This window comes from Bacteroides ihuae, from assembly GCF_900104585.1.
GTDB lineage: Bacteria > Bacteroidota > Bacteroidia > Bacteroidales > Bacteroidaceae > Bacteroides > Bacteroides ihuae.
Window position 1 is genome coordinate 99,897 of sequence record NZ_FNVX01000003.1, and the last position, 23,122, is coordinate 123,018.

Consider the following 23,122-nt stretch of genomic DNA (forward strand, 5'->3'; position numbering starts at 1 on the left):
CATGAAAATGTTATTAAAGCTTGTTTTATCTTCCCTGCTGGCGTTGCCATTGACAGCGAATGCCCAGCAAGAGTTTTTCCCCGAAGGGACAGTTCCCAATGAGCATAACCTCGAAGGAGTACAATGGCCCCGTGTGGATGCCAAAGGAAAGACTTATTTTAAAATACATGCTCCGTATGCAAAGAAAGTACAAATCAGTTTTCGTGGTCCGATGACCCGCGAAGCCGATGGATACTGGACATACGTATCGCCCAAGCCTGAAACGGTAGGATTCCACTACTACCAAATTATCATTGACAGCATCTCTGCCGCCGATCCCGGTACCAAGTCGTACTACGGTATGAGCAAATGGGTAAGCGCTATCGAAATCCCGGAAGGTTTACCCTACGACAAGACGCAAAATGTGCCTCACGGTGATATAAGCATGAAAAAGTACTGGTCTGAGATGACGCAGGCGTGGAGAATGTGCTATGTTTATACGCCTCCTCAATATAATGAAAACGCCAATGAGAGTTATCCCGTTCTTTACTTACAACATGGCGGCGGAGAAAACGAAACTGGCTGGGTGTTTCAGGGGCGCATGGGAGATATTATGGACAATCTGATTGCTGTGAGAAAGGCTGTTCCGATGATTGTTGTGATGGATCGCGGCTATGCCTTGCCTCCTGGAGCAGCTACAGACAGATTTGACAATCCTCAAGCGAATGCTTTCCTTGCCGGCGCGGGAGTTCCTCCTTCTGCTCCGACACAAACTCCCCGCCCTGCTATGAATATGCAACGCATGTTGGGTATGTTTCCCGAATTACTCGTAAAAGAGATCGTTCCGATGATTGACGCTTCGTTCCGCACCAAACCGACACGTGAAAGCCGTGCTATGGCAGGGCTTTCGATGGGCGCTATGCATACTTATATGGTTGTCATGAACAATCAGGATAAATTCGCCAGTTTGGGCGCTTTCAGCGGTGGCGGGGCAGGTTCTGTTGAACAAATAGATACTTTGTACGATGGCATCTTTGCGAATCCTCAGAAGTTCAACAAGCAGTTCAAACTGTTTTTCATGAGTGCCGGGTCGGAAGAAAACCCTGAAAGGGTAAAGGCTTTTGCCGACGCCATGAAAGCAAAAGGTCTCAAGAACGTGGCTTATTACGAGTCGCTGGGATCTGCTCATGAATGGCTCACTTGGCGTCGTTCGCTCCGTGAATTTGTACCGCTTCTTTTCAAATAGTTAACCTCTAAAAAAAGTATGATGAAAAATAAATTAGCAAACGTTATTCTTATAGCTTTGATAGGCTTTCCAGTGATTGCCGCAGCGCAAGAATCTTTCCCCGAAGGAAGCGTACCTAACGAACACAACATTGCCGGTGCGAACTATCCGCGTATCGGCGTCGACAACAGAGTGCACTTTCGTATTCATGCACCCAACGCCACTAGAATGGAAATCAGTTTCCGTGGTGAGATGACCAAAGAAGCCGACGGCTGGTGGTCGCTCGTATCCAAAAAAGCCGAAGAGGTGGGTTTTCACTACTATCAGATCATTATGGATGGTGTAAGTTCTGCGGATCCCAATGGCAAACCGTTCTTTGGAATGGGCAAATGGGTGAGTGGCATCGAGATCCCTGAAAAGGGTGTAGATTATTATTCTATCAAGAATGTGCCCCACGGTTTGGTAAGTGATAGCTGGTACTACTCCGATATTCGTAAGGAGTGGCGCAAGTGCGTGGTCTATATCCCGGCCGAATACGACAAAAATCCCACAAGGAAATATCCTGTGCTCTATCTGCAACATGGTATGGGTGAGAACGAAACCAGTTGGGCTATGCAGGGCAAGATGAACTTTATCATGGACAACCTTATCGCTGAGGGCAAAGCGCATCCGATGATTGTGGTGATGGACAACGGCAATATCGAGTCGTTGAACCTCAAACCGGGTGAATCACGTCAAGATGCCATGAAGCGTTTTGGCGGTCAGTTCCCCGATATCCTAATGAAAGAGATCATTCCCCATATTGAAAGTACTTTCCGTACACTAACCGACCGGGAAAACCGTGCCATGGCAGGTCTTTCGTGGGGAGGATTACTTACGTTCAACACTACGCTCAATAACCTCGACAAGTTCGCCTATATCGGCGGATTCAGTGGGGCAGGCAGCATCGATCTTCAGAATCTTGATACCGTCTATGGCGGTGTGTTTAAAGATCGCAAGGCATTCAATGACAAGGTGCATGCCTTTTTCCTCGGTATTGGTTCCGAAGAACATCCTGAAAGAACAAAAGGGCTGAGCGACGGACTGAAAGCTGCGGACATCAATAACATCTACTACGAATCGCCGGGTACCGCCCACGAGTTCCTCACTTGGCGTCGCTGCCTGAAGGAGTTCGTCCCCTTGTTATTTGTTAAAAAGAAATAAAACACATAAACTTATTTCAAGTTTCCTTAGGAGGAAGTTGTCTAAGTCGTACTTTGGCAAAACTCCTGTATGAAGTACCTGTATTCACGATACGGACCGTTCGCTTACATATCTAAAAGTAATAAATATGAATATTTTCCATCGCAAAACATGGCTGGTTCTCGGCCTCACCCTGCTTACAGGGTTGTATGCCGAAGCACAGCAAACTGATGTGGTCACACATCCCGCTCCGAATCCCATGTCGGGAGGATTCCCTAGCCCGCGGCAACCGCAGGCGATACAAACGCCCACTTACTTGGCCGATTACTTCGCACCGTCCACAAAGGATGCCGTCGTGCCGGACGACAAGGGCTTCATCCGCCGCTGGATGCTGCTGGAACCCATCAACAAGCCCAATCGTACGAATGCTGTCTTTACCGACAGCTATCTGCGCCAGGCTTTCGATACGCTCTATTTCAAGGAACAGTTCACCATCTTACCTAAGAATGGCGACAAGGTGAAAGTCGGTAAACAAAAACTAGCCTGGCACGCACTGGACAGCAAGCTGTATAACGTGAAGCTATACCGCTTCGCCGCCGCGCTGAAGAAGCCGGTGTACGGCATCGTGTTCTGGGCGGTTACAGTCATCGACTCTTCTGAAGACTTAACGGATATCCGTCTTTCGGCAGGTTCCAACTCTGCATCGGACTGGTGGCTCAACGGTGAAGAAGTCTTGCTGCTCACAGGTGACCGCCGCATGGTGGTGGACGACTGTCTGTCACGCCGCATTACCTTGAAGAAAGGCCGTAACATCCTGCGCGGAGCCGTCATCAACGGCCCCGGAATGAGCGATTTCTGCGTCCGCTTCCTCCACGAGGACGGCACGCCGGTTAAGAACATTACAATCACGCAACCATGACCATGAAGACAAAAAATATATTATTGCTGGGAGCGGCCCTGATGTCCGCACCTATATTCCAGAAAGCATCTGCACAAGTTGGCGCTCCATTTATCCACGACCCCTCCACAATCGTAGAGTGTGATGGCAAATACTATACCTTTGGCACAGGCGAAGGCGGACTGATCTCCACCGACGGTTGGACATGGGAAGATGGTGCGGTACGTCCCGGTCGAGGTGCCGCTCCGGACGCCCTGAAAATAGGCGACCGCTATCTGATTGCTTATAGTGCCACCGGTGGCGGACTGGGTGGTGGACATGCGGGGCGGGTGCTGACCATGTGGAACAAGACGTTAGACCCCAATTCTCCCGATTTCGCCTATACCGAACCCATCGAAGTAGCTCACTCACTGGACGACGAAGACTGCGATGCCATTGACGCCGGGTTGCTGCTCGACCCCACGGACGGTCGTCTGTGGCTCTCATACGGCACTTATTTCGGATTCATCCGGATTGTGGAACTCGACCCCAAGACCGGCAAACGCATAGAAGGCAACAAAGAAATCAACGTTGCCATCGACTGTGAAGCTACCACCTTGATGTATCGCGACGGATGGTATTACCTTCTGGGCACGCATGGCACTTGCTGTGACGGTCCGAATTCTACCTATAACATCGTGGTAGGTCGTTCGCGCAAAGTTACTGGTCCCTACACCGACAACGTAGGTCGGGATATGATAGAAGGCGGCGGCAAGATGCTGATTGCCGCGGGTGATCGCAAAACCGGTGCCGGACACTTCGGACGTTTCATCATGGAGAACGGCGTGGAAAAGATGTCGTATCACTATGAAGCCGATTTCGACCAGGGCGGCCGTAGCGTGCTGGCCATACGTCCGCTCCTGTGGAAAAACGGATGGCCTGTAGCCGGAGAAGCCTTCAAGGAAGGAACGTATGAGATAGAATCTGAACGGAGAGGCTACGCCCTCGAACTGGCTGTGGACTTCGTGCGCATGCAGCACAAGATGTCTCGCTTCTGGGAGAAAAACGACAAACCCCTTGAACCTTTGAAGAATCAGACGCTGGCAGACGTGAAAGATACTTGGCCGACGGGAAACATCGACCTGCGGATAGGCGATTATATGTTCCGCCCCCATCAGAGGTGGACTATTGCCGCAGTGCCCGAAGCCGGCGGATATCTGGGCGGACCTTGTTATAAGATTGTGATTGAAGGAACCAATCGTGCGCTAGCCGCTACGGCGAATGCCGAAGTGATGACTGTCCCTGAGTTTACGGGTGCGCCCGAACAACTGTGGCGCTTGGACCAACTGACGGATGGCACCTACCGCATCATGCCCAAGAAAGTGCCCAATACCGACCGGAAACTGGCACTGGTATCAGTGGGTGACAGTACGCCTGCACTTGGTGAATTCGATATGAACAGTGACAACTCTAAATGGAACTTTCATGACCGCTAAATATCTATTATTGACCTTTACAATGCTGCTTGCCGGCGTTGTAAAGGCACAGAATCCCTTCATTAAGGGACAGTTTACCGCCGATCCCACGGCGAGAGTGTTCAACGGAAAGATGTACGTCTATCCTTCGCACGACATACCTGTGCCGGCAGACAAGCCCAATCTTCGCAAGGACTGGTTCTGCATGGAAGACTATCACGTGTTTTCGTCCGAGAACCTGATCAACTGGACTGACCACGGCGTTATTCTGACGCAGGAACAGGTGAACTGGGTGAATGCCGATACCTACTCCATGTGGGCGCCCGACTGTACGTACAAAGATGGCATGTACTACTTTTACTTTCCCGCGATTGTTAAGCCCGATTCGATAACCAAACGATTCGGGATGATGGTAGGCGTGGCCGTATCCGACCGTCCGGACGGAGGATTCGTACCCATGACCGAACCCATCAAGGGCATTTACGGTATAGACCCCTGCACGCTGATTGACGACGACGGGCAAGCCTATATCTACTGGTCGGGACGGGGCATGCATGGCGCACGCCTCAAGCCCAACATGCTTCAGTTGGATTCCGAACCGGTTGCTATAGAGAAGTTGCCTGACGGGATGAAAGAAGGTCCTTTTGTTTTCAAACGTAATGGCAAGTATTATTTCACTTTCCCGTGGGTGCCCAAGGAGGGCGAGACCGAAAACCTCTCGTATGCCATAGGAGACAGTCCACTTGGCCCGTTCGAGTATAAAGGCCTGATAATGGACCAGTCGCTCACTCATTGTTGGACAAATCACCATTCCATTGTTGAATATAAAGGCGAATGGTACCTGTTCTATCACCACAACGATTACTCACCGAAGTTTGATAAGAATCGCTCCATCTGTATAGATAAGATTCACTTCAATGAAGACGGCACTATCCGGAAAGTTACGCCGACTTGGCGCGGGGTAGGCATTACGAATGCTACCGACGAAATCCAGCTTGACCGTTACTCGGAATTAAGCAAGGTGGGCGCAGCTATAGCATACGTGGATACGACCGATTGTTTTGCAGGCTGGAAGACCGTATTGAATGCGAGGAACGCCTACGTGCAATATAACGATGTTGACTTTGGAATCACTGGACCAACATCGGTTACGGCACGAATCCTTGATGGAAAAGGCCGGTTGCTGGTGAAAGTCGACGGCAAGACCGTTGCGGAGATTACCATCGGAAAAGACGAATTGATCACGGTTCCTGTCCGAAATATTCCGAAGGGTGTACACAACCTGACTGTCGTTATGGACAGCAAGGGGACTGTAGGATTGGATTGGCTTAAGTTTGAATAAGAAATACCTGTAAAATAAATTTCATTCATGATAATTTTAGAATGTAATATACTTAAAACTAATATATATTTCGATTTAAACTAATATCCTATTATGAGAAAATTATTATTGATTTTGATGCTGATTCCTGCCGTTTGCTCGTTCGGACAGGAAGCTGAATGGTTGGATATCGACTATGTGGGCGATGGTATTGAAGGGCATAAACTGGATATTCATCTGCCGCCTACGGGACAGAGCAGTTACAAGGCAGTGGTGCTGATTTATGGAAGCGCCTGGTTTGCTAACAATATGAAACAGATAGCTTTTCAAGCAATGGGAAAAACGCTGATCGACGGTGGGTTTGCCGTCATCTCCATCAATCACCGCGCAAGTATGGAAGCACGTTATCCCGCGCAGATTAATGACGTGAAAGCGGCTATACGCTTTGTCAGAGCCAATGCAGACAAGTATCACATCGATGCTTCTTTTGTCGGTATCACAGGTTTTTCTTCTGGTGGGCATCTCTCTTCACTGGCCGGAACGACCAATAATGTCAAGGAGTTCACAGTAGGGAATGTTACCCTTGACATTGAGGGTAACTTGGGTGCCTATACCAATTACAGTAGCCGGGTGGATGCTGTAGTAGATTGGTTCGGTCCTATCGACATGACGACCATGAAGGAATGTAAGGGCGTGAATGACGAGAAATCACCGGAAGCCGTACTGATTGGCGGTGCGCCGGCCGACAACCTTGACATGTTGGCATTGCTTAATCCGATGACTTATATAGACAAGACAGATCCAAAATTTCTGGTGATTCACGGTGACTCTGACAATGTGGTACCTCATTGCCAGAGTGAATTCTTTTCGGCCGCGCTGAAAAAGTACGGTTTGCTCGATGATTTTATAACAGTGGCCGGTGGTCAGCACGGCCCGGTGACATTCAATGAAGAAACCTTTAGCAAAATGACGGAATTCTTTCTCAAACAGGCGGGTATGCAATGAAAAAAAACTTTAAAATAATTACAAAATGAAACATTTATTCAAGTTCTCTCTTTGCGCATTGGCACTTGCCATGAACGTGAATACCGGATTTGCACAAAACAGCGAAATGGGATTGAAGGATACTTATAAGGATTACTTCTCTATCGGCGTGGCTGTTAATATGCGTAACATCGCGAATCCTGAACAGATTGCCATCATCAAAAAAGACTTTAACAGTATTACGGCGGAAAATGACATGAAGCCGCAACCGACCGAACCTGCTTACGGGCAGTTCAACTGGGAGAATGCCGATAAAATTGCGAATTTCTGCCGTAGCAACGGACTCAAGCTTCGCGGTCATTGTCTTATGTGGCATGCTCAGATAGGGCAATGGATGTATCAGGACGAAAAAGGAAATCTCGTGTCGAAAGAGAAATTGTTCGCGAACATGAAGCATCATATCACAGCCATCATGGAACGCTACAAAGATGTGGTATATGCGTGGGATGTGGTGAACGAGGCTATCTCCGACGGTGGCCGACAAGGTGGTTGGCCGGGTATGGGACAGCAATCCGGCCCATATCGTAATTCGCCTCTTTATCAGATAGCTGGTGAGGAGTTCATTAAGAAAGCCTTTATCTATGCTCGTGAGGCTGATCCCAACGTGCTACTTTTCTACAACGATTATAATGCAACCGATCCGGGTAAGTGCGACCGCATCTACAACATGGTGAAAGCCATGAAGGAAGAGGATGTGCCCATTGATGGTATCGGTATGCAAGGACACTACAATATCTATGGTCCGAGCATGGAAGATGTGGATGCCGCCTTGACGAAATATTCCACGATAGTGAAGCATATCCATATTACCGAGTTGGACATTCGCGCTAGCGAAGAGATGGGAGGCCAGCTCAACTTCAGCCGCGAGGCCGGTAATATCAGTCCGGTGTTGAAAACGCTTCAGGAAGACCAATACACGCGTCTATTCCGTATCCTCCGCAAACATAAAGATGTGGTGGATAATGTTACTTTCTGGAATCTCTCTGATCGTGATTCATGGCTCGGCGCGCGCAACTATCCTCTCCCTTATGACGAGAACTACAAGCAGAAGCCCGTTTATAGCCTTATCAAGGATTTTGATCCGGCACTCGACAATGCCGAAGTGAAAGAGGATTTCTGTCCTTCCACGCTCAACCAGCCCGGGCAACAGTATCCTATGGTCAATTCGCAGGGATATGTCCGTTTCCGTGTAACTGCTCCTGATGCCAAATCGGTCATCGTTAGCCTTGGACTGGGCGGTCGTGGTGGCACGGTTCTCCGTAAGGACAAAAAAAATATATGGGTGGGGACCACAGATGTTCCCATGGACGAAGGATTCCATTATTACCACCTCACTATTGACGGCGGCGTGTTTAACGACCCGGGCACCAATAATTATTACGGTTCCTGCAGATGGGAAAGCGGCATTGAGATTCCGGCTCATGACGCGGATTTCTATGCCATGAAGCAGGTGCCTCATGGAAATGTTCAGCAGGTTTATTTTTATTCCAAAAGCACGGGCACCCATCGCCGCGCATTCGTCTATACACCGCCCGCTTACGACAAGAATAAGAAGAAATATCCGGTTCTCTACCTGCAGCACGGATGGGGAGAGGATGAGACGGCATGGCACAATCAGGGACATGCGAATCTAATTATGGACAACCTGATTGCCGAAGGCAAGATTGCGCCGTTCATCATCGTGATGACGTATGGCATGACGAATGATATACAATTCGGACGTCTAAATGAATTCACGGCTAAGGAGTTTGAAACGGTGCTGGTGGATGAACTCATACCCTATATTGATAGTAATTTCCGTACGCAGGCCGACAAAAAGCACCGTGCGATGGCGGGGCTTTCCATGGGGGGAATTGAGACAAAGCTGATCACCTTGCGACGTCCAGAAGCATTCAACTACTACGGATTGCTGAGCGGCGGTACATATATGCCGGGCGACATCAAAGACAAAAATCAGGTTGAATCTATCTTTATCAGTTGTGGAAGCAAGGAAAATCCGGATGGCGTGACTAAGGCTGTGGATGAACTTAAGGCTGCCGGTTTCAAGGCAACGGCTTTCGTCTCTCCCGGTACGGCGCATGAATTCCTGACTTGGCGCAGAAGCCTGTATCACATGGCACAGCAGATTTTCAAGTAGGTTAACAAGAAATTAGTTACGTATGAAAAGACAATTGATATCATTATTGCTGGTCTCTGTACTTGGGAGCATCGCCATACAAGCGACGGAGCCTGTAGTAAAGAATATGGGAGAATCAAAATACCGTATAAAGACCGGAAACCTGTCGATGATCATCGACGCTGGCGGAGGAGCTAAAATTTGTTCTTTCAAGTACAAGGACGCTGAAGTCATTTCACAGTCGCTCATGTGGGAATCATTCGGAAGTACCTTCTGGACAAGTCCCCAAAAGGAATGGAACTGGCCGCCGGTAGCCGAATATGACAAGTTGCCTTATACTGTAGAACAGACCTCCACATCGCTCGTCATGACCGGTCAAGTGTCTCCGAAATACAAATACCGCATTCGCAAGGAATTTAAGGCCGATGCGAAAGACAATGCCATTGTGATAACCTATTTCATCATCAACGAATCTGACGAAACCCGTAGCGTGGCTCCATGGGAAATTACCCGCGTCCCCAATGAAGGTTTGATTTTCTTTGATGCCCCTGCCATCACTCCTGCCGATCTTATCTCGTTCACACAGGAATACGATGCCTCATGGTATCGGACAGATGCCCGGGACGCAAACCGTAAAATAAACGCCGATGGTGAGGGATGGCTTGCATATACCGGCAACGGTCTGTTGTTAGTCAAGAAGTTCCCGGATCTGGATGCCTCACAGCCGGCACCAGCCGAAGCTGAGATACAGGTTTATGTGAATAGAGGTAAAACCTACATAGAGCTGGAAAGTCAGGGTGCCTATACGGAACTGAATCCAGGGGAATCACTCTCTTATACCGTCCGCTGGTATCTTATGCCCGCAGACAGTGAACCTGTTCCTTCCCAACAACTGGTTTTCAAAGTCAGGAGCCTTATTGATTGAAGCAGGATGCGGATAGTTACTAATTAAATAAACGGAAAGTATATATATGACGAAAGATTATAGGTTAGGTGTTGTTGCGAGTCTGGCGGGAGTGGCGATTTGTCTGCTCTTGTCGGCTTGTTCAAGTAAAACCTCAAGATTAGGCTCGGCGCAACTGGTGTTGAATGACTCCAGTTACTTCGAGGCACCCGGACTGAATGTTATGGTCTTCAGCAATTCGTACGACGGGATGTTCGACGATTCCAAAATGGCTGGTGTCGAAATTGTACATCACGGTCTGCGCACGGTCACGAACGGTGATGTGCGTCTGAATCCGACACCCGGACAATGGGATTTGCATCCCACACTGCTCGAAAGAAAAGTGGACAGGAAGAATAATGTCATTATCGCGCAACTGAAATACGATGATCCGCACTTCACTTATCAGATACATGGACAACTGGGTGATGGTGGCATCTATATCAGCGTATGGGTAGATCAGCCGATTCCCGAGTATCTGGAGGGGATAGCAGGTTTGAATATTGAATTTACCCCTATGCCTTACTTTGGTCACACCTACATCATGGACGGCAAGGCGGGAGAGATACCACACTATCCGGACGGCAGGATGATTACCCAGAAGACGGGCGAGACGGAACCAGCCCCTATCGCCACAGGAAAGAAATTTAATATTGCTCCCGATGACGCCGAAAGACACATTACGGTGAGCAGTGCCGAACAGGAGTTGATGTTCTACGATGGCCGGAACAAGGCCCAGAACGGGTGGTTCGTGCTACGCAGCCTGCTTCCTGCAGGAAAGTCGGGTAAGATACTGGAGTGGCACATCAGCGCGGAAACCATACCGGGCTGGATTCGCAAACCCAACATCGGACATTCGCAGGTGGGCTACTGTCCCGCGCAGCCAAAGATAGCCGTCATTGAGCTGGACAAGAACGACAAGGCGCGATACGATGTATCGCTACTGAAAGTGAACGAGAATGGTTCAACCGATGTCCTGTTGAAAGGCAAACCCATGGAATGGGGCCGTTGGCAACGGTACAACTACGTGACGTTCGATTTCTCGTCCGTCACCGAACCGGGAATTTACCAACTGTCTTATGGCGACCAGACCACCATGGCGTTCCCTATTGCGAATGATGTCTATCAACGTGCGTGGCACAATACGCTCGACGTCTTCTTGCCGGTACAAATGGACCACATGTTTGTCCGCGAAGCTTACCGAGTTTGGCACGGAGCATCCCATCTGGACGACGCGCTGCAAGCCCCTGTCAACTACTCGCATTGGGACGGGTGGCGGCAAGGCCCCATTACCGGAAACAAGTATCGGCCTATGGAGCATATCCCGGGACTGAACGTCGGCGGATGGTTCGATGCAGGTGACTTCGACATCCAAACGCCTTCGCAGTATTCGGTGGTCAACGCGCTGGTGCAAGTATGGGAACAGTTCGGCGAAACGCGTGACGCGACACTCATTGACCAAGCAAACCGTTACGTGGAAATCCATTTGCCCGACAACAAGCCTGACGTGTTGCAGCAGATTGAACATGGAGCGCTGCAATTGGTGGCGCAGGTGAAAGCCGTGGGCTATGCCCTGCAAGGCATCAACGAATCGCACCTTTGGCAATACCGGCATTTGGGCGATGCGGTGAACAAGACCAACAATCAGGTCTATAAGGGAAAACCCGAAACGAATATGTATCATGCACGTGCCAAAGAACGTCCGTACAACGACAACAGCGAAGCATTCGACGACCGTTTTGCCTTTACCACGCGCGCCTCATATCTTGATTATGGTTCCGCCACGGCGCTTGCCGGAGCCGCGCGTGCCCTGAAAGGCTATAACGACGCCTTAGCGAAAGAATGCCTGAATGCGGCGAAGAAGCTTTTCGGCGATCAGCAACAAAACCCTACTCCGCCGGAAGATGAGCGTGGAAGCGGATTTGCTCGGTTTGGAGGGACAGGGGAAGCGTATGCCGCCTTTGAACTATGGCGTGCTACGCATGACCCGGCCTACAAGGCCATATTGGACGAGAAGCTGCCTGAAATGCTGAATAAATTCGCTTTCAATATCCCGATATTGACGGCTATGCTACCGTACATGGGGGATGACTTCAAGAAGAATCTTGAGCCTAAGGTGGCGGATTATGTGGAGACTGTGCTGGAGAAGAGCTACCAATCCACGCCTTTTGGCGTCAACGTCAGCAAATACCCCTGGGCGGGGAACAATCAGGTTATCGGGCAGGCCACTGTTGCCTATCTTTTGCACAAATTCTATCCCAAACTGGTGGACACGAAATACATCTTTGCCGGATTGAGTTATCTGTACGGCACTCATCCTGACACGAATATTTCGTTCGTTTCGGGTGTGGGAGCGTATAACAAGAAGGTGGCTTACGGAAATAACCGTGCGGACTTCGCTTTCATCCCGGGTGGAGTTGTCCCAGGCATCCGGTTGCTCAATCCCGATCTGCCCGAGAACCGTAGCGACTATCCGTTTATCTGGAGTGAGAATGAATATGTCATAGACATTGCAGCCAATTATATTTTCTATGTCATCGCTGTCAATCATTTAATAAGTAATAAACAATGAATAGCTTGCCGAGCATTTCGGCACTTATATTTACGGAGGACTTTGGGCGAAACCCGAGTCCTCCATTCCCAACATTGACAGCCGAAGAAATAGTCAAAGTTGCAGCTAACTTGCTTTACTTACAAAGAAGAAATCAACTGCTTTAGTTTTGTTTCGGCTATTTTTAAATTGTACTCAAAGTTGACAAGGCGGGTAGAAGATTGCACAAAATTATCTTGGGCCTGATGAACTTCAAGTGAAGTCGTTTGACCTAGCCGTAAACGTTGCAAGCTGATCTCCATATTTTCCTTGGCCAGCAGATTATTATCTTTCTCTATCTGAAGCAAATGTTGTTGATTCTCAAAGTCTGTGAGGGCATTTTGTAGTTCTACGTTCACTTGTAATTTAATATTTTCTAAATCATACTGCGCCGATTGCAGCTCCTTCTTTGCTACAGAGATTTTGCGTTTGGTCTCTCCGCCATTATAAAGAGGAATGGAAAGAGTTCCTCCTACTTGCGGACCATAAGAGCGATTTCTCAGTGTAGAGCCTTCAGAGTTTGAGGTTTTCGACAAATAATATCCTCCTTTAAAACTGAGTATGGGGGAGTAGCCTTTTTGAGTTTCTCTCAATGTTAGCCGGGCAACATCTATTTGTTTTTGAAAAGACAAGATACTGGCATTGGATGAATTCAACTTTAGGAGTAACTCTTCTTTATCAGGAATAGATAAAAGTGGTATGGAATCGGAGACTTCAAAGGTTGCAGTTGCTTCTTGTCCTAAGATGCTGTTTAACGTTTTCTGCGCCTCACTAATCGTATATTGTTGGTTGATGGCATTCTCCATAGCCACATTCAAATCTATTTTTGCCTGAAGTAATTCTGTCTTTGCCAACGAACCGGCAGTGAAACCTGTTTGTGCTATGATGACACGTTCTTTATTGTAGCTAATGGCTTCATTCATTGATTTCAATTGCTGCTTTTGTTTTACAATGTCATAGTAAGCAGCAATAACATTGTACATCGTCTCCAAAACCTGAGATTGAAACTTAAGTTCGCCGAGAGACTCCATCTCTGCCAGTTTGCTTTTGGTAACGAACATTTTTCCTCCATCAAACAATGTCCAGGAAAGCTCTGCGTTGGCAGTGACTAAGGTGCTTTTTTGTGGGCTATATTTGTTTTCGGTTCCGCCGGAAAGCTTTTGTTTTACGTTATCAATGCTGTAGTCTCCGGAACCGTTTACGTTGATGGTAGGCAACATGCCTGCATTACCTTTTGTGTTATTTATTTTAGCTATATCGGCATCGTTGCGGGCAACTAATATATCAAAGTTATTCTTTAGTGCAATGTTTACCGCATTCTCCGGAGTCAGCAAATTCTGCGCCTGAACACCGGAAGACAACATTAATAAAAGGAATATATGGATCTTTTTCATACTTATTTCTTGTTTTTACTTGATATGGCGATATAAGTTACAGGAATTATGAATAGGGTAAGTATAAGTGAGAACAATAGTCCCCCTACAACGACTGTACCCAGAGGAGAACGGCTTTGAGCTCCGGATCCCAGAGCCAAGGCAATGGGCAAGACTCCGAAAAGGGTAGCCAATGAGGTCATGACGATGGGACGAAAACGAGCTGAGGCTGCTTCAAATGCAGCAACTCTTTTGTTCATGCCCAACTTACGCTTTTGATTGGCAAACTCCACAATAAGAATACCATTTTTTGTCACAATTCCAATAAGCATAATCACCCCGATTTCAGAAAAAATGTTTAGCGTTTGTCCGCATATCCATAGCGAAAGCATTGCACCGGCAATAGCCATGGGCACGGTGAGCATGATGATGAACGGGTCAATAAAGCTTTCAAACTGAGCAGCGAGAATTAAATAGATCAACAATAAAGCTAATATTAAAGCAAAAGAAATGTTTGAACTGCTCTCGGAAAAGTCTCTGGACGATCCTGATAAAGCTGTGTTAAATGATTTATCTAACAACTTATCTGATATCCTTTGCATTTCAGCAATTCCTTCTCCCAATGTCTTTCCATTAGCGAGGTTTGCTGAAACAGTAGCGGACTTGTAGCGATTGTAATGATACAATACGGGTGGATTGCTGCTTTCCTCTACTTTTACAAGGTTGTCGAGCTGTATCATATCTCCGGTATTTGATCTTACATATAAAGAGGATATATCGGCAGGTACATTTCGATCTTCTCTGTCTACTTGTCCAATGACATAATATTGCTTGTTATTTCTTAGAAAATAGCCATAACGGCTTCCACTGTATGCTAAATTCAATGTATTTGAAACCTCCTTTTCGCTGACCCCCAAACTATTTGCCTTTAATCTGTCGACGGTGATATTTAGCTCTGGTTTATTAAATTTCAAATTCACATCTACATTGCTAAACACCGGACTGTTTTGTGCTTCTTCCAGGAACTTTGGCAATACTGTATGTAACTTTTCAAAGTTAAGGTTCTGCAATACAAACTGAACAGGCAATCCTCTGGAGTTTGATGTGGAGATAGTTGGTTCCTGACTCGGAATGATCTTTGCATCCGGAATACTAGCGTAGATTTTCGACAACTTATCATAGATTTTTTGTTGAGAGACTTTTCTTTCGGAAGGCTCTGAAAGGAAAGCAATAACAAATCCTGAATTGACACTTGCGTCACGACCTCCTCCATATCTGGCAAGCACATACTTTGCATCCGGAATTGAATCCATGGTCACTTTAGCAACCTTATCTATTATATGCTGAGTCGTGCTAAATTCGGTTCCTTCGGGGGCTGTGATAGAAGTTCTAATATAGCTATGATCTTCTAGTGGAGCCAACTCTGATTTCAATGTTCCAGACAAAGAAAAAATAAGCACCAAACAAAATCCCAGAATAGCGAATGCTACCCATCTGTTTTTAATAAAGAAACTCAATATCCGTCTGTATCTTTTTTCCATGCCTAGAAAGAATGGTTCACTGGCTTTGTAGAACTTGGAATGATGAGAAGTGGAACCGCCCAACATAACATTCAGCACTGGGGTCAATGTCAAAGAAACCAGAGCAGAAATTAGCACAGCACTAGATACTACAATCCCAAATTCCCGAAACAGACGGCCGGTAAATCCTTCCAGGAAGATCACGGGAATAAAAACGATGGCCAGGGTCAGAGATGTTGAGATAACAGCAAAAAAGATTTCACGCGTACCTTCTAAGGCTGCCTTGTGCTTATCCATCCCCTGTTCTATTCTCTTGAAAATGTTTTCGGTCACCACAATACCGTCATCCACAACAAGTCCCGTGGCCAGTACGATACCGAGAAGCGTAAGCACATTAATGGAAAAACCGAACATGTACATGATAAAAAAGGTTCCAATGAGTGAAACCGGAATGTCAATAAGTGGGCGTAAAGCGATAATCCAGTTTCTGAAAAACAGGAAGATAATAATGACCACCAAAAGAATGGCAACAGCCAGAGTCTCCACCACATCTTTTACCGACTCTCGTACAAAGATTGATTTATCACGAGCTATGCTCAAGTCTGTTCCTTTGGGCATAGTCTGTTTTATCTGCTCTAAGCGTTTGTAAAATTCATCGGCAATTTGAATATCATTTGCTCCCGGCAGAGGAATCAAGTTCAACATCACGCTCGTAGTTCCATTAACTGTTGAAGCAGATTCTTCGCTTTGTGCTTCCAATACAGCTTCTCCAATATCACGAAAACGAACCACCTGACTATCTGTTTGCTTCACAATGAGATTGTTAAAATCTTCTTCTGTGGTCAATCTCCCATGAGTTTTTATCGTAAGTTCTGTTGCATTTCCACGTATTTTACCTCCCGGCATTTCCACGTTTTCGTTAGTAAGCGCCGTTTTAACATCAGAAGCGGTGAGATTGTAGGCAACCATCTTATCCGGGTTCATCCATAAGCGCATAGATGGTTTCTGTTGCCCGTAGATAGAAACAGAACTGACTCCGGGAATGGTTTGTAGCTTCTCCTGCAACACATTTTCTGCATAATCACTCAACTCTACAGGACTCATTACGCTGCTCTTAGCAGTGAGCATAATAATTGGATCACTGTCGGCATCAGCTTTTGTTACGGTAGGTTGCGCATCAATATCCTGTGGCAGAGTTCTGGTAGCTTGTGACACCTTATCACGAACATCATTCGCGGCTTTTTCCAAGTCTGTTCCCAGATTGAACTCGACTGTAATGCTACTGGTACCGATAGACGACTGAGAAGAAATAGATTTTACTCCTTCAATACCGTTTATCGATTTCTCCAGAGGTTCTGTTATCTGTGATTCAATAATTTCGGCATTGGCTCCAGTATAAGATGTCTGTACAGTAATCACCGGAGGATCAATAGCCGGATAAAGCCGAACTCCTAAAAACTGGAATCCCACTACACCCATAAGTATGATAATCAGACTCAAGACAATAGAACCTATGGGCCTTTTTAAAGCAATATCAGAAATTATCATGATTATTTAGTTATAGTGAAATAGGATAGCTTTGATTTCTCTTTCAAGAAGAGTAAGCCTGAAGTTATAATCGTATCAATGGGTTCAAGACCTTCTGTCACTTCTATTTTTGAAGATTTGCGAATGCCGGTTTTTATTTTCACAAAATGTGCCTTCCCTTCTCGAGCTACAATAACCATTTTATCTCCCTCTTGTGGGATAATGGCTTGTGTAGGAATCATTAGAGCGTGTGTGTTTTCTCCGAACTTCAATTGTATGTTAGCAAAAGATCCCGGAATCAACTCTTTCGAAGGTGTAGTTATTAACGCTCTTACTTTTAAATTACGAGTTGCACTATCAATACCTTGTTCGGTTGCTATAACTGTTGCATGATATAATTTATTATCGTTGAACATCGTAAAATCAACCATCATTCCGGTCGTAATTTCTGAGCCATATTTCTCGGGCACATAGAAATCAAGCTTTATCTTGTTGCTCGTTCGTATAGTCGCTAATAAAGTAGAGGAACTGACGACGGCACCGATACTAATATTTCTTAAACCTATCGTTCCATCAAAAGGCGCTTGTACTTCTGTTTTACGAATTAATGCTTTCTGCTCTGCTATCTCCGCCTTTATAGTGTTGAGCTGTAGAATGGTCTGATCATAATCCGTCTGACTGATACCACTTACTTTTATCAATTCGGACTGCCTTTGATAAATACGTTTTTGAATAGCCAACTGTGAATCCAACTTCTTTAGAGTTGCCTGCAAATCATCATCATAAAGCTTCACTAGCAATGTTCCTTTTCGTACAAATTTGCCTTCGGGTAAGTTGAGTTTCACCACTCTTCCGGCTACTTCATTCTTTAACTCTACTTCATCATAAGCTGCTAAAGCTCCCGTCACTGTAATCTCCGAAATAAGTGAAGAAGGAGTCACGATGAATGCATCAACCTTTTTCTGTACTTTCTCTTTTGAGTTTTGTTTTTTATCTCCTGAGCTTAGAAATCCTACTTTGATGAAAAAAGCTGTTAGCAACAAAAGTATGACAGCAATCAATATATTTATCTTCTTTTTCATATTGTTGGATAGGTATTACGATTTCCCCAAAATATCCGATCTATTCTTTCCATCACTCTTTCAATGGCCTCTCTGATTAGATTTTCTTTAACTGCGCTCATACTTTTTTGTTTTGTAATCTATAAGTAACAAAAGTAGTTGCTGCCCCAAATAGTTAGCATTGTTAACTCTATGATTTATATTCTTTTATGATATGCCATTCTGTTAGAATATTTACAGAAGACAGTTGTATTGCAATATCAAAGGAAGCATTGGCGAGTCTCTATTCTTTCATAAAAACGTTTTTTGTATAAATCTCCCACCGGAATCAGTTTATCGGAAATCTTAATGCGATTCCGCTCAATGGACTCTATCTTGGATAGAGCAACGACATAGGATCTATGAACTTGAATGAATTGATCTTCAGGCAGTTGTTCTAGCATAGACTTGATGCTTTGCTTGGTTAAGATCTTCCTGCCGGGAAGATAGATCTTTAGATAACCTTGCATTCCTTCTATATAGAGAATATCATCAAGATGTACATTCTCGCGACGATATTCTGTTTTAATGAAGATTTGTGATCCATTGCTCTCGTTATCAGAGCCTTTCTTCAATTTTACATCGTCAAGGACTTTATTAACCGCTGCCAGAAAACGTTCAAAAGAATAGGGCTTGAGTAGATAATCAAAGACACTTAATTCATATCCTTTTAATGCGTAGTCCGAATAGGCAGATGTAATAACGACATAGGGTTTTGAAGAAAGATTCTCAAGTAGTTGAATGCCTGTGATCTTTTCCATCTGGATATCGAGAAAAAGCAAGTCTATGGTATGGGTTTTCAGAAATTGTAACCCCTCTAGAGCGTTATCAAAGCATCCTTCCAGCTTAAGTGAGGGCACTTGTGCAATGAAACTCTCCAGTTTCTCTGCTGCCAATGGCTCGTCTTCAACGATAATGCATGATAAGGTCATAAGTTAATGCTTAATTCAACGCTAAAGATATTTGATTTTTTAGTTATTTGCAAATCATGTCTCCCCGAATACAGCAAAACAAGCCTTCTTCTTACATTTTCAAGTCCAACACCAGATTGAATATCCGATTTCGACGTACTCTCAGTGTTGAAATAATTTGCGCAACTGAATCTCAACGTGTTTCCATCCAAATGGATGCTTGTATTGATAACCGGCATCGGTTCTGCATGGCACGAATGTTTAAAGGCATTCTCCACAAAAGGGATAAACAACATCGGGGCTATCTTTATATTCCTAACATCCTGTTGTGTAAAAGAAAACTTTACGTAATCATTATCCTTTACGCGCAATTGCTGAAGTTGTATGTAACTAGTGAGGTAATCAATTTCCTTTTGTAATGGCACAACATCCGTTCCGGTCTCGTAGATCATATATCGAAGCATCTCAGACAAAGTGACTAGCATTTTAGACGCATCTTTTGGTGATTTATAGATCAGACAGTCGATATTGTTGAGTGTGTTGAAGAGGAAATGAGGGTTGATTTGCAGTTTAAGCAGCTTAAGCTCATTTTTCAGGTTCTTGTTTTCAATCTCTGATTTCACTTGAATGTTGGCAAACCAGTTTTCAAAACCTCTCACCAGGCAACCGCATTGAGCAATAATGAAGGAACCTAGCATCGGTAGCAAAAATATGTGATAATCAAACAAGTTGAAGCTAGAAAGAAAAAGTCTGGAAAATAGCAGAAAGATAGCTGAAACAACTACACTTAGCGTAATAGATAAAATCAAATACTTCACAAGTTGCCTTTTCTCAAAGTAACGTATTAGCCAATAATAGGAAACATAAAAGATAATAGTTGCCCAGATAAAATTGATGTAAAATTGAGGAGTCAAATCCTGTAAAGTGACTAATATTTCCTTTTTTTGCATAACTTCCATTACCAAAGAAAATAGTAGGTAAACCACCCAGAAAAGAGTATGGATAAGTGCTTTCAGGATATATTTCATGATTGTATTCAATTATAAAGTGTCTTTTCACGAAAACCAACTAGAATTCATGCAAAGCTATAAAAAAAGCTCATGCGCAAAGAATTATAAGGATAGAGACTTAGAATCAAATAGATATGATTCTAAGTGTGATGAATAATCGTGTGCTAGTCTGGGTTTGTTCACTTCATTCTTGGTTTAGAGAACAAAGGAATAGCATACAATATCATCGGCACCAGACACATAATCAAGATTATCGGGCTAGTGGAGCTAATACCAAAAAAAGTAAATTCCGTAATAACACGAATCAAATAGAAAAAAGAAAAGAGACTAAGAACACCATACTTAACAGAACTGCTCAAGAGAGCCTTTGCCTGAGAAATAGGAATAATTCCCATAAAGAGTAGCAGTAAAAGGCAAATTGCATGATATGTTAAGAAAATGGCCCTATCCACATTTGGTAAACAGCCTAAATCGTTTTCCCAATTAAATACCCGATAAAAAAATAAGTGAAAGACAACAAACAATAGGCTAATAAGACCCGCAATGCGAAGTAAAAGAGTTTGATTTTTCATTATTTATATACATTTAGTAATTACATATTCTAGCCAGCATATCTCTAATAATCAGATAATGAAATGGTTTGATGATAGAAAAATAACCCCTTCCCATTAAATTGTGAAATTTGACAACCGTTGCAAGCTTCACAATATAGGTCTCTTGATAGACTTCATATTGAAAGGAAAGCCAAGCTTCAAGATGCTTATCATCTGCAAACAATAGAATCTCTCGCTCGCTTCTTTCCAACACATTGAAGAAACTAACTTTTTCACCTTTTTGTGCATTTAGGTCTTTCTTTGACTCCATGTTTGTCTCCAGCCCAAACGGTTTAACCAATAGATTACGTAACTTATAAAGAAGAGTAATCCATTTCGGTTCGAATAGGAGGGTCGACAAACACGATTCTAGTGTAATTGTTCCTTTGCTTGCCTTCGATTGATAACACTCTACATAATCTGCACTTTGACAGACGTGATAGATAAATGAATGTTCAGTAATGTCTATTTTCTCCATTTGTTTTATTTTTTGAATAAGATGATCCCAAAAGAAACCCATAATACTGTTTCACAAATGATGGCTATAAGAATAGAAGAATTCACCGTGCCCTTAATAAATTCATAACTTCCCATGCAAGATAATCCAAACATTGTAATTCCGGTGGCTATACAGATGACTTGTCTTGCTTTTGAATGAGGTAAATTTCTGGCTCCAAACATCAACACAGAGATTCCCAACATAAACATTGACGCTCTCCGAGCAAGAATACATCCGGCTTCGGAAGCTTCCAACCCTAAATCTTCAATAAAAGAACTTGGGGTGAAAAGTAATTGTGCAAACAAATAAATGAATAATACAGAAGTTGCGATGCTCACAATCTTATAAAAAAGTTTCATAATCTATCTATCTTTTAAGTGATGCTGTGTGATGTTTTAATCTTTTGTGCAAAAGTACTATGTCAGAGGAGTGGCACCAAAATTAGTTCACCAAATGGCATATTATGGTAATGAAACGCAATTTGTATGATATTGCTGTAAAGGACTGTTGGGCTTATCAGGAATCGTCATAGATAGAATACCTGCATCCAATAAAGGATTGATTATATTCTTTTTAAATCGGCTACGATTTGTTTGCCCTACAACTTCCATGATTTTTTGTATAGAATGGGGCTTTGAACAATATTCTATTATTTGTTCTGCAATAGAATTGTAACGCATCTCAAGCTTAGGACAAGCTTGGGACAGACTTGAGACAGATGCTGTCTTAGGTCTGATACTGATAGCTCTTTTGAACACTGCCGTAAACATCCCCTCCGTATGAAACTCCGGTTCAGGAAGATTGGCTGCTTTCATAGCTTCCTGCATGCGAGGAATACCGGATGCGACCTTTTCAACCAAGTGCATACGGGTAAATAGTCCGAATATTAACGGATTACGTGTCATACTCTTGTGTCCGAAATCTTTGGCTACTATCGGCAACAGTCCTCCGGGATTGGAAACTTCTACTCGGTCATCGAACATCTCTATCATAATGGTCCACCAAATACCTTATCATCTATGATATATACTTTAGTTGTTCCCTTGAAAAGAACACATCTTGTTATTGCGTGTGGAAATTTCCGTTCAGATTGTTTTCCAAAAAACATGGCAGCACCGTTCTTAGCTATTCCTTTATCCGTGAACAGTTCCAAATTCTCAAATATCTGTTTGTTGGCAATAGATGGACTCAGTTTTGCCTCGGTGCGGAAGTCTTTTATCGCTTGCTCGTCTGCATCCGTGTAGATGTTGAACCACGAGCAGGGAATGGCATCAAAGAATATCTTATTACACTCCTGAAAGAAGCTGCGCATTTCTTCTACCGTACGGAGCTTTTGAGAATTGGCTCCTTCACGGACAAAGATAGAGCCGGAAAAAATATAAGGTTTGTCCTTGCCTGATGGAACATCAATCACCCAAATGGATTTGTCTTCAATAGTTACAGCACACATCTCACAATGGAGTGCCGGAGAATTTTCGCTGATAGAACCCTGAATAGCCGAAGGTTTATCATTCTCTAAGTTGGTACCGATAATCAGTCCGTTATCATCTATCCCAATAAGTAAATATCCTCCGTCAGCGTTGGCGAAAGCGCAAATTTCTTCTGTCAGTTCACGGACCTTTGAGGGGACACGAACTTTAAACTCCACATTATAGCCTTCTCCGCTATCAATGAGTGATTGTAGGCTTTCTTTCTCAATCATAATTAATCAATTGAATTACAAAGATATAATTAATCCTTCAAGATGCGGGGCTTGTTTTGTTGAAAAATAACAAACTTCGTTTTTATAACCAACCTTTGCTACGTAAAGGATTACGTTTAATTATCAACTAAAAAT

The 23,122-nt window shown here is 44.4% G+C and carries 17 protein-coding genes and 1 pseudogene; 9 read left to right on the forward strand and 9 right to left on the reverse strand.

Translation table 11 applies throughout. From position 1 onward, the window contains the following. Nucleotide 1: 1 nt before the first annotated feature. The 9 genes from BQ5338_RS00800 to BQ5338_RS00840 all read left to right on the forward strand — a co-directional run bounded on the left by BQ5338_RS00800 (nt 2) and on the right by BQ5338_RS00840 (nt 12,734). Nucleotides 2-1,225: an alpha/beta hydrolase-fold protein gene (locus tag BQ5338_RS00800; protein ID WP_071144932.1), complete on the forward strand. Its 1,224-nt coding sequence runs from the start codon at nt 2-4 to the stop codon at nt 1,223-1,225. A gap of 21 nt (nt 1,226-1,246) precedes the next feature. Beyond that, nucleotides 1,247-2,407 carry an alpha/beta hydrolase-fold protein gene (locus BQ5338_RS00805; RefSeq protein ID WP_071144963.1) on the forward strand — a complete coding sequence of 387 codons (1,161 nt, stop codon included), beginning with the start codon at nt 1,247-1,249 and terminating at the stop codon, nt 2,405-2,407. A gap of 127 nt (nt 2,408-2,534) precedes the next feature. Beyond that, nucleotides 2,535-3,305 (forward strand): acetylxylan esterase, encoded by a 771-nt coding sequence (locus BQ5338_RS00810; RefSeq protein WP_071144933.1) that lies wholly within the window; start codon nt 2,535-2,537, stop codon nt 3,303-3,305. Nucleotides 3,306-3,307: 2 nt separating this feature from the next. Then, on the forward strand, nt 3,308-4,759 hold the full coding sequence (locus BQ5338_RS00815; RefSeq protein WP_071144934.1) for a family 43 glycosylhydrolase: 1,452 nt from the start codon (nt 3,308-3,310) through the stop codon (nt 4,757-4,759). Nucleotides 4,760-4,781: 22 nt separating this feature from the next. Beyond that, on the forward strand, nt 4,782-6,080 hold the full coding sequence (locus BQ5338_RS00820) for a family 43 glycosylhydrolase (protein ID WP_235816351.1): 1,299 nt from the start codon (nt 4,782-4,784) through the stop codon (nt 6,078-6,080). 93 nt (nt 6,081-6,173) lie between these two features. Next, entirely contained in the window at nt 6,174-7,064 is an 891-nt protein-coding gene (locus tag BQ5338_RS00825) for an alpha/beta hydrolase (RefSeq protein ID WP_071144936.1), read from the forward strand. Nucleotides 7,065-7,089: 25 nt separating this feature from the next. After that, nucleotides 7,090-9,240, forward strand: coding sequence for a bifunctional endo-1,4-beta-xylanase/feruloyl esterase (gene xyn10D/fae1, locus BQ5338_RS00830; RefSeq protein ID WP_071144937.1), 2,151 nt, complete (start codon nt 7,090-7,092; stop codon nt 9,238-9,240). Nucleotides 9,241-9,262: 22 nt separating this feature from the next. Next, nucleotides 9,263-10,144: a hypothetical protein gene (locus tag BQ5338_RS00835; protein WP_071144938.1), complete on the forward strand. Its 882-nt coding sequence runs from the start codon at nt 9,263-9,265 to the stop codon at nt 10,142-10,144. A gap of 46 nt (nt 10,145-10,190) precedes the next feature. Then, nucleotides 10,191-12,734, forward strand: coding sequence for a glycoside hydrolase family 9 protein (locus BQ5338_RS00840; RefSeq protein WP_071144939.1), 2,544 nt, complete (start codon nt 10,191-10,193; stop codon nt 12,732-12,734). 119 nt (nt 12,735-12,853) lie between these two features. On the opposite strand, the gene BQ5338_RS00845 is transcribed toward BQ5338_RS00840, so the two are convergent. The 9 genes and pseudogenes from BQ5338_RS00845 to BQ5338_RS00885 form a co-directional block, all read right to left on the reverse strand. Then, complete coding sequence (locus tag BQ5338_RS00845; RefSeq protein WP_078063344.1) at nt 12,854-14,146, reverse strand: TolC family protein; 1,293 nt, start codon at nt 14,144-14,146, stop codon at nt 12,854-12,856. Between the two features lie 2 nt (nt 14,147-14,148). Continuing rightward, nucleotides 14,149-17,193, reverse strand: a complete 3,045-nt coding sequence (locus BQ5338_RS00850; protein WP_071144941.1) for an efflux RND transporter permease subunit — start codon at nt 17,191-17,193, stop codon at nt 14,149-14,151. Nucleotides 17,194-17,195: 2 nt separating this feature from the next. After that, nucleotides 17,196-18,254 (reverse strand): efflux RND transporter periplasmic adaptor subunit, encoded by a 1,059-nt coding sequence (locus BQ5338_RS00855; RefSeq protein ID WP_078063345.1) that lies wholly within the window; start codon nt 18,252-18,254, stop codon nt 17,196-17,198. Nucleotides 18,255-18,493: 239 nt separating this feature from the next. Then, on the reverse strand, nt 18,494-19,204 hold the full coding sequence (locus BQ5338_RS00860) for a LytR/AlgR family response regulator transcription factor (RefSeq protein WP_071144942.1): 711 nt from the start codon (nt 19,202-19,204) through the stop codon (nt 18,494-18,496). Further along, a complete protein-coding gene (locus BQ5338_RS00865) occupies nt 19,201-20,211 on the reverse strand; it encodes a sensor histidine kinase (RefSeq protein WP_071144943.1) in 1,011 nt (336 codons plus the stop codon). The genes BQ5338_RS00860 and BQ5338_RS00865 overlap by 4 nt, the downstream gene beginning before the upstream one ends. Nucleotides 20,212-20,372: 161 nt before the next feature. Then, complete coding sequence (locus BQ5338_RS16620; RefSeq protein ID WP_139265139.1) at nt 20,373-20,765, reverse strand: hypothetical protein; 393 nt, start codon at nt 20,763-20,765, stop codon at nt 20,373-20,375. Between the two features lie 13 nt (nt 20,766-20,778). Next, a complete protein-coding gene (locus BQ5338_RS00875; protein ID WP_159431298.1) occupies nt 20,779-21,264 on the reverse strand; it encodes a DUF2867 domain-containing protein in 486 nt (161 codons plus the stop codon). 5 nt (nt 21,265-21,269) lie between these two features. Further along, complete coding sequence (locus BQ5338_RS00880) at nt 21,270-21,644, reverse strand: hypothetical protein (protein ID WP_071144946.1); 375 nt, start codon at nt 21,642-21,644, stop codon at nt 21,270-21,272. Between the two features lie 102 nt (nt 21,645-21,746). Further along, nucleotides 21,747-22,987 (reverse strand): annotated as a pseudogene (locus BQ5338_RS00885) (ATP-binding protein). Nucleotides 22,988-23,122 lie beyond the last annotated feature (135 nt).

Coding starts and splice junctions, on each gene's coding strand:
- BQ5338_RS00800 (WP_071144932.1), top strand. CDS start 2: ATGAAAATGTTATTAAAGCTTGTTTTATCTTCCCTGCTGGCGTTGCCA.
- BQ5338_RS00805 (WP_071144963.1), top strand. CDS start 1,247: ATGAAAAATAAATTAGCAAACGTTATTCTTATAGCTTTGATAGGCTTT.
- BQ5338_RS00810 (WP_071144933.1), top strand. CDS start 2,535: ATGAATATTTTCCATCGCAAAACATGGCTGGTTCTCGGCCTCACCCTG.
- BQ5338_RS00815 (WP_071144934.1), top strand. CDS start 3,308: ATGAAGACAAAAAATATATTATTGCTGGGAGCGGCCCTGATGTCCGCA.
- BQ5338_RS00820 (WP_235816351.1), top strand. CDS start 4,782: ATGCTGCTTGCCGGCGTTGTAAAGGCACAGAATCCCTTCATTAAGGGA.
- BQ5338_RS00825 (WP_071144936.1), top strand. CDS start 6,174: ATGAGAAAATTATTATTGATTTTGATGCTGATTCCTGCCGTTTGCTCG.
- xyn10D/fae1 (WP_071144937.1), top strand. CDS start 7,090: ATGAAACATTTATTCAAGTTCTCTCTTTGCGCATTGGCACTTGCCATG.
- BQ5338_RS00835 (WP_071144938.1), top strand. CDS start 9,263: ATGAAAAGACAATTGATATCATTATTGCTGGTCTCTGTACTTGGGAGC.
- BQ5338_RS00840 (WP_071144939.1), top strand. CDS start 10,191: ATGACGAAAGATTATAGGTTAGGTGTTGTTGCGAGTCTGGCGGGAGTG.
- BQ5338_RS00845 (WP_078063344.1), bottom strand. CDS start 14,146: ATGAAAAAGATCCATATATTCCTTTTATTAATGTTGTCTTCCGGTGTT.
- BQ5338_RS00850 (WP_071144941.1), bottom strand. CDS start 17,193: ATGATAATTTCTGATATTGCTTTAAAAAGGCCCATAGGTTCTATTGTC.
- BQ5338_RS00855 (WP_078063345.1), bottom strand. CDS start 18,254: ATGAAAAAGAAGATAAATATATTGATTGCTGTCATACTTTTGTTGCTA.
- BQ5338_RS00860 (WP_071144942.1), bottom strand. CDS start 19,204: ATGACCTTATCATGCATTATCGTTGAAGACGAGCCATTGGCAGCAGAG.
- BQ5338_RS00865 (WP_071144943.1), bottom strand. CDS start 20,211: ATGAAATATATCCTGAAAGCACTTATCCATACTCTTTTCTGGGTGGTT.
- BQ5338_RS16620 (WP_139265139.1), bottom strand. CDS start 20,765: ATGAAAAATCAAACTCTTTTACTTCGCATTGCGGGTCTTATTAGCCTA.
- BQ5338_RS00875 (WP_159431298.1), bottom strand. CDS start 21,264: ATGGAGAAAATAGACATTACTGAACATTCATTTATCTATCACGTCTGT.
- BQ5338_RS00880 (WP_071144946.1), bottom strand. CDS start 21,644: ATGAAACTTTTTTATAAGATTGTGAGCATCGCAACTTCTGTATTATTC.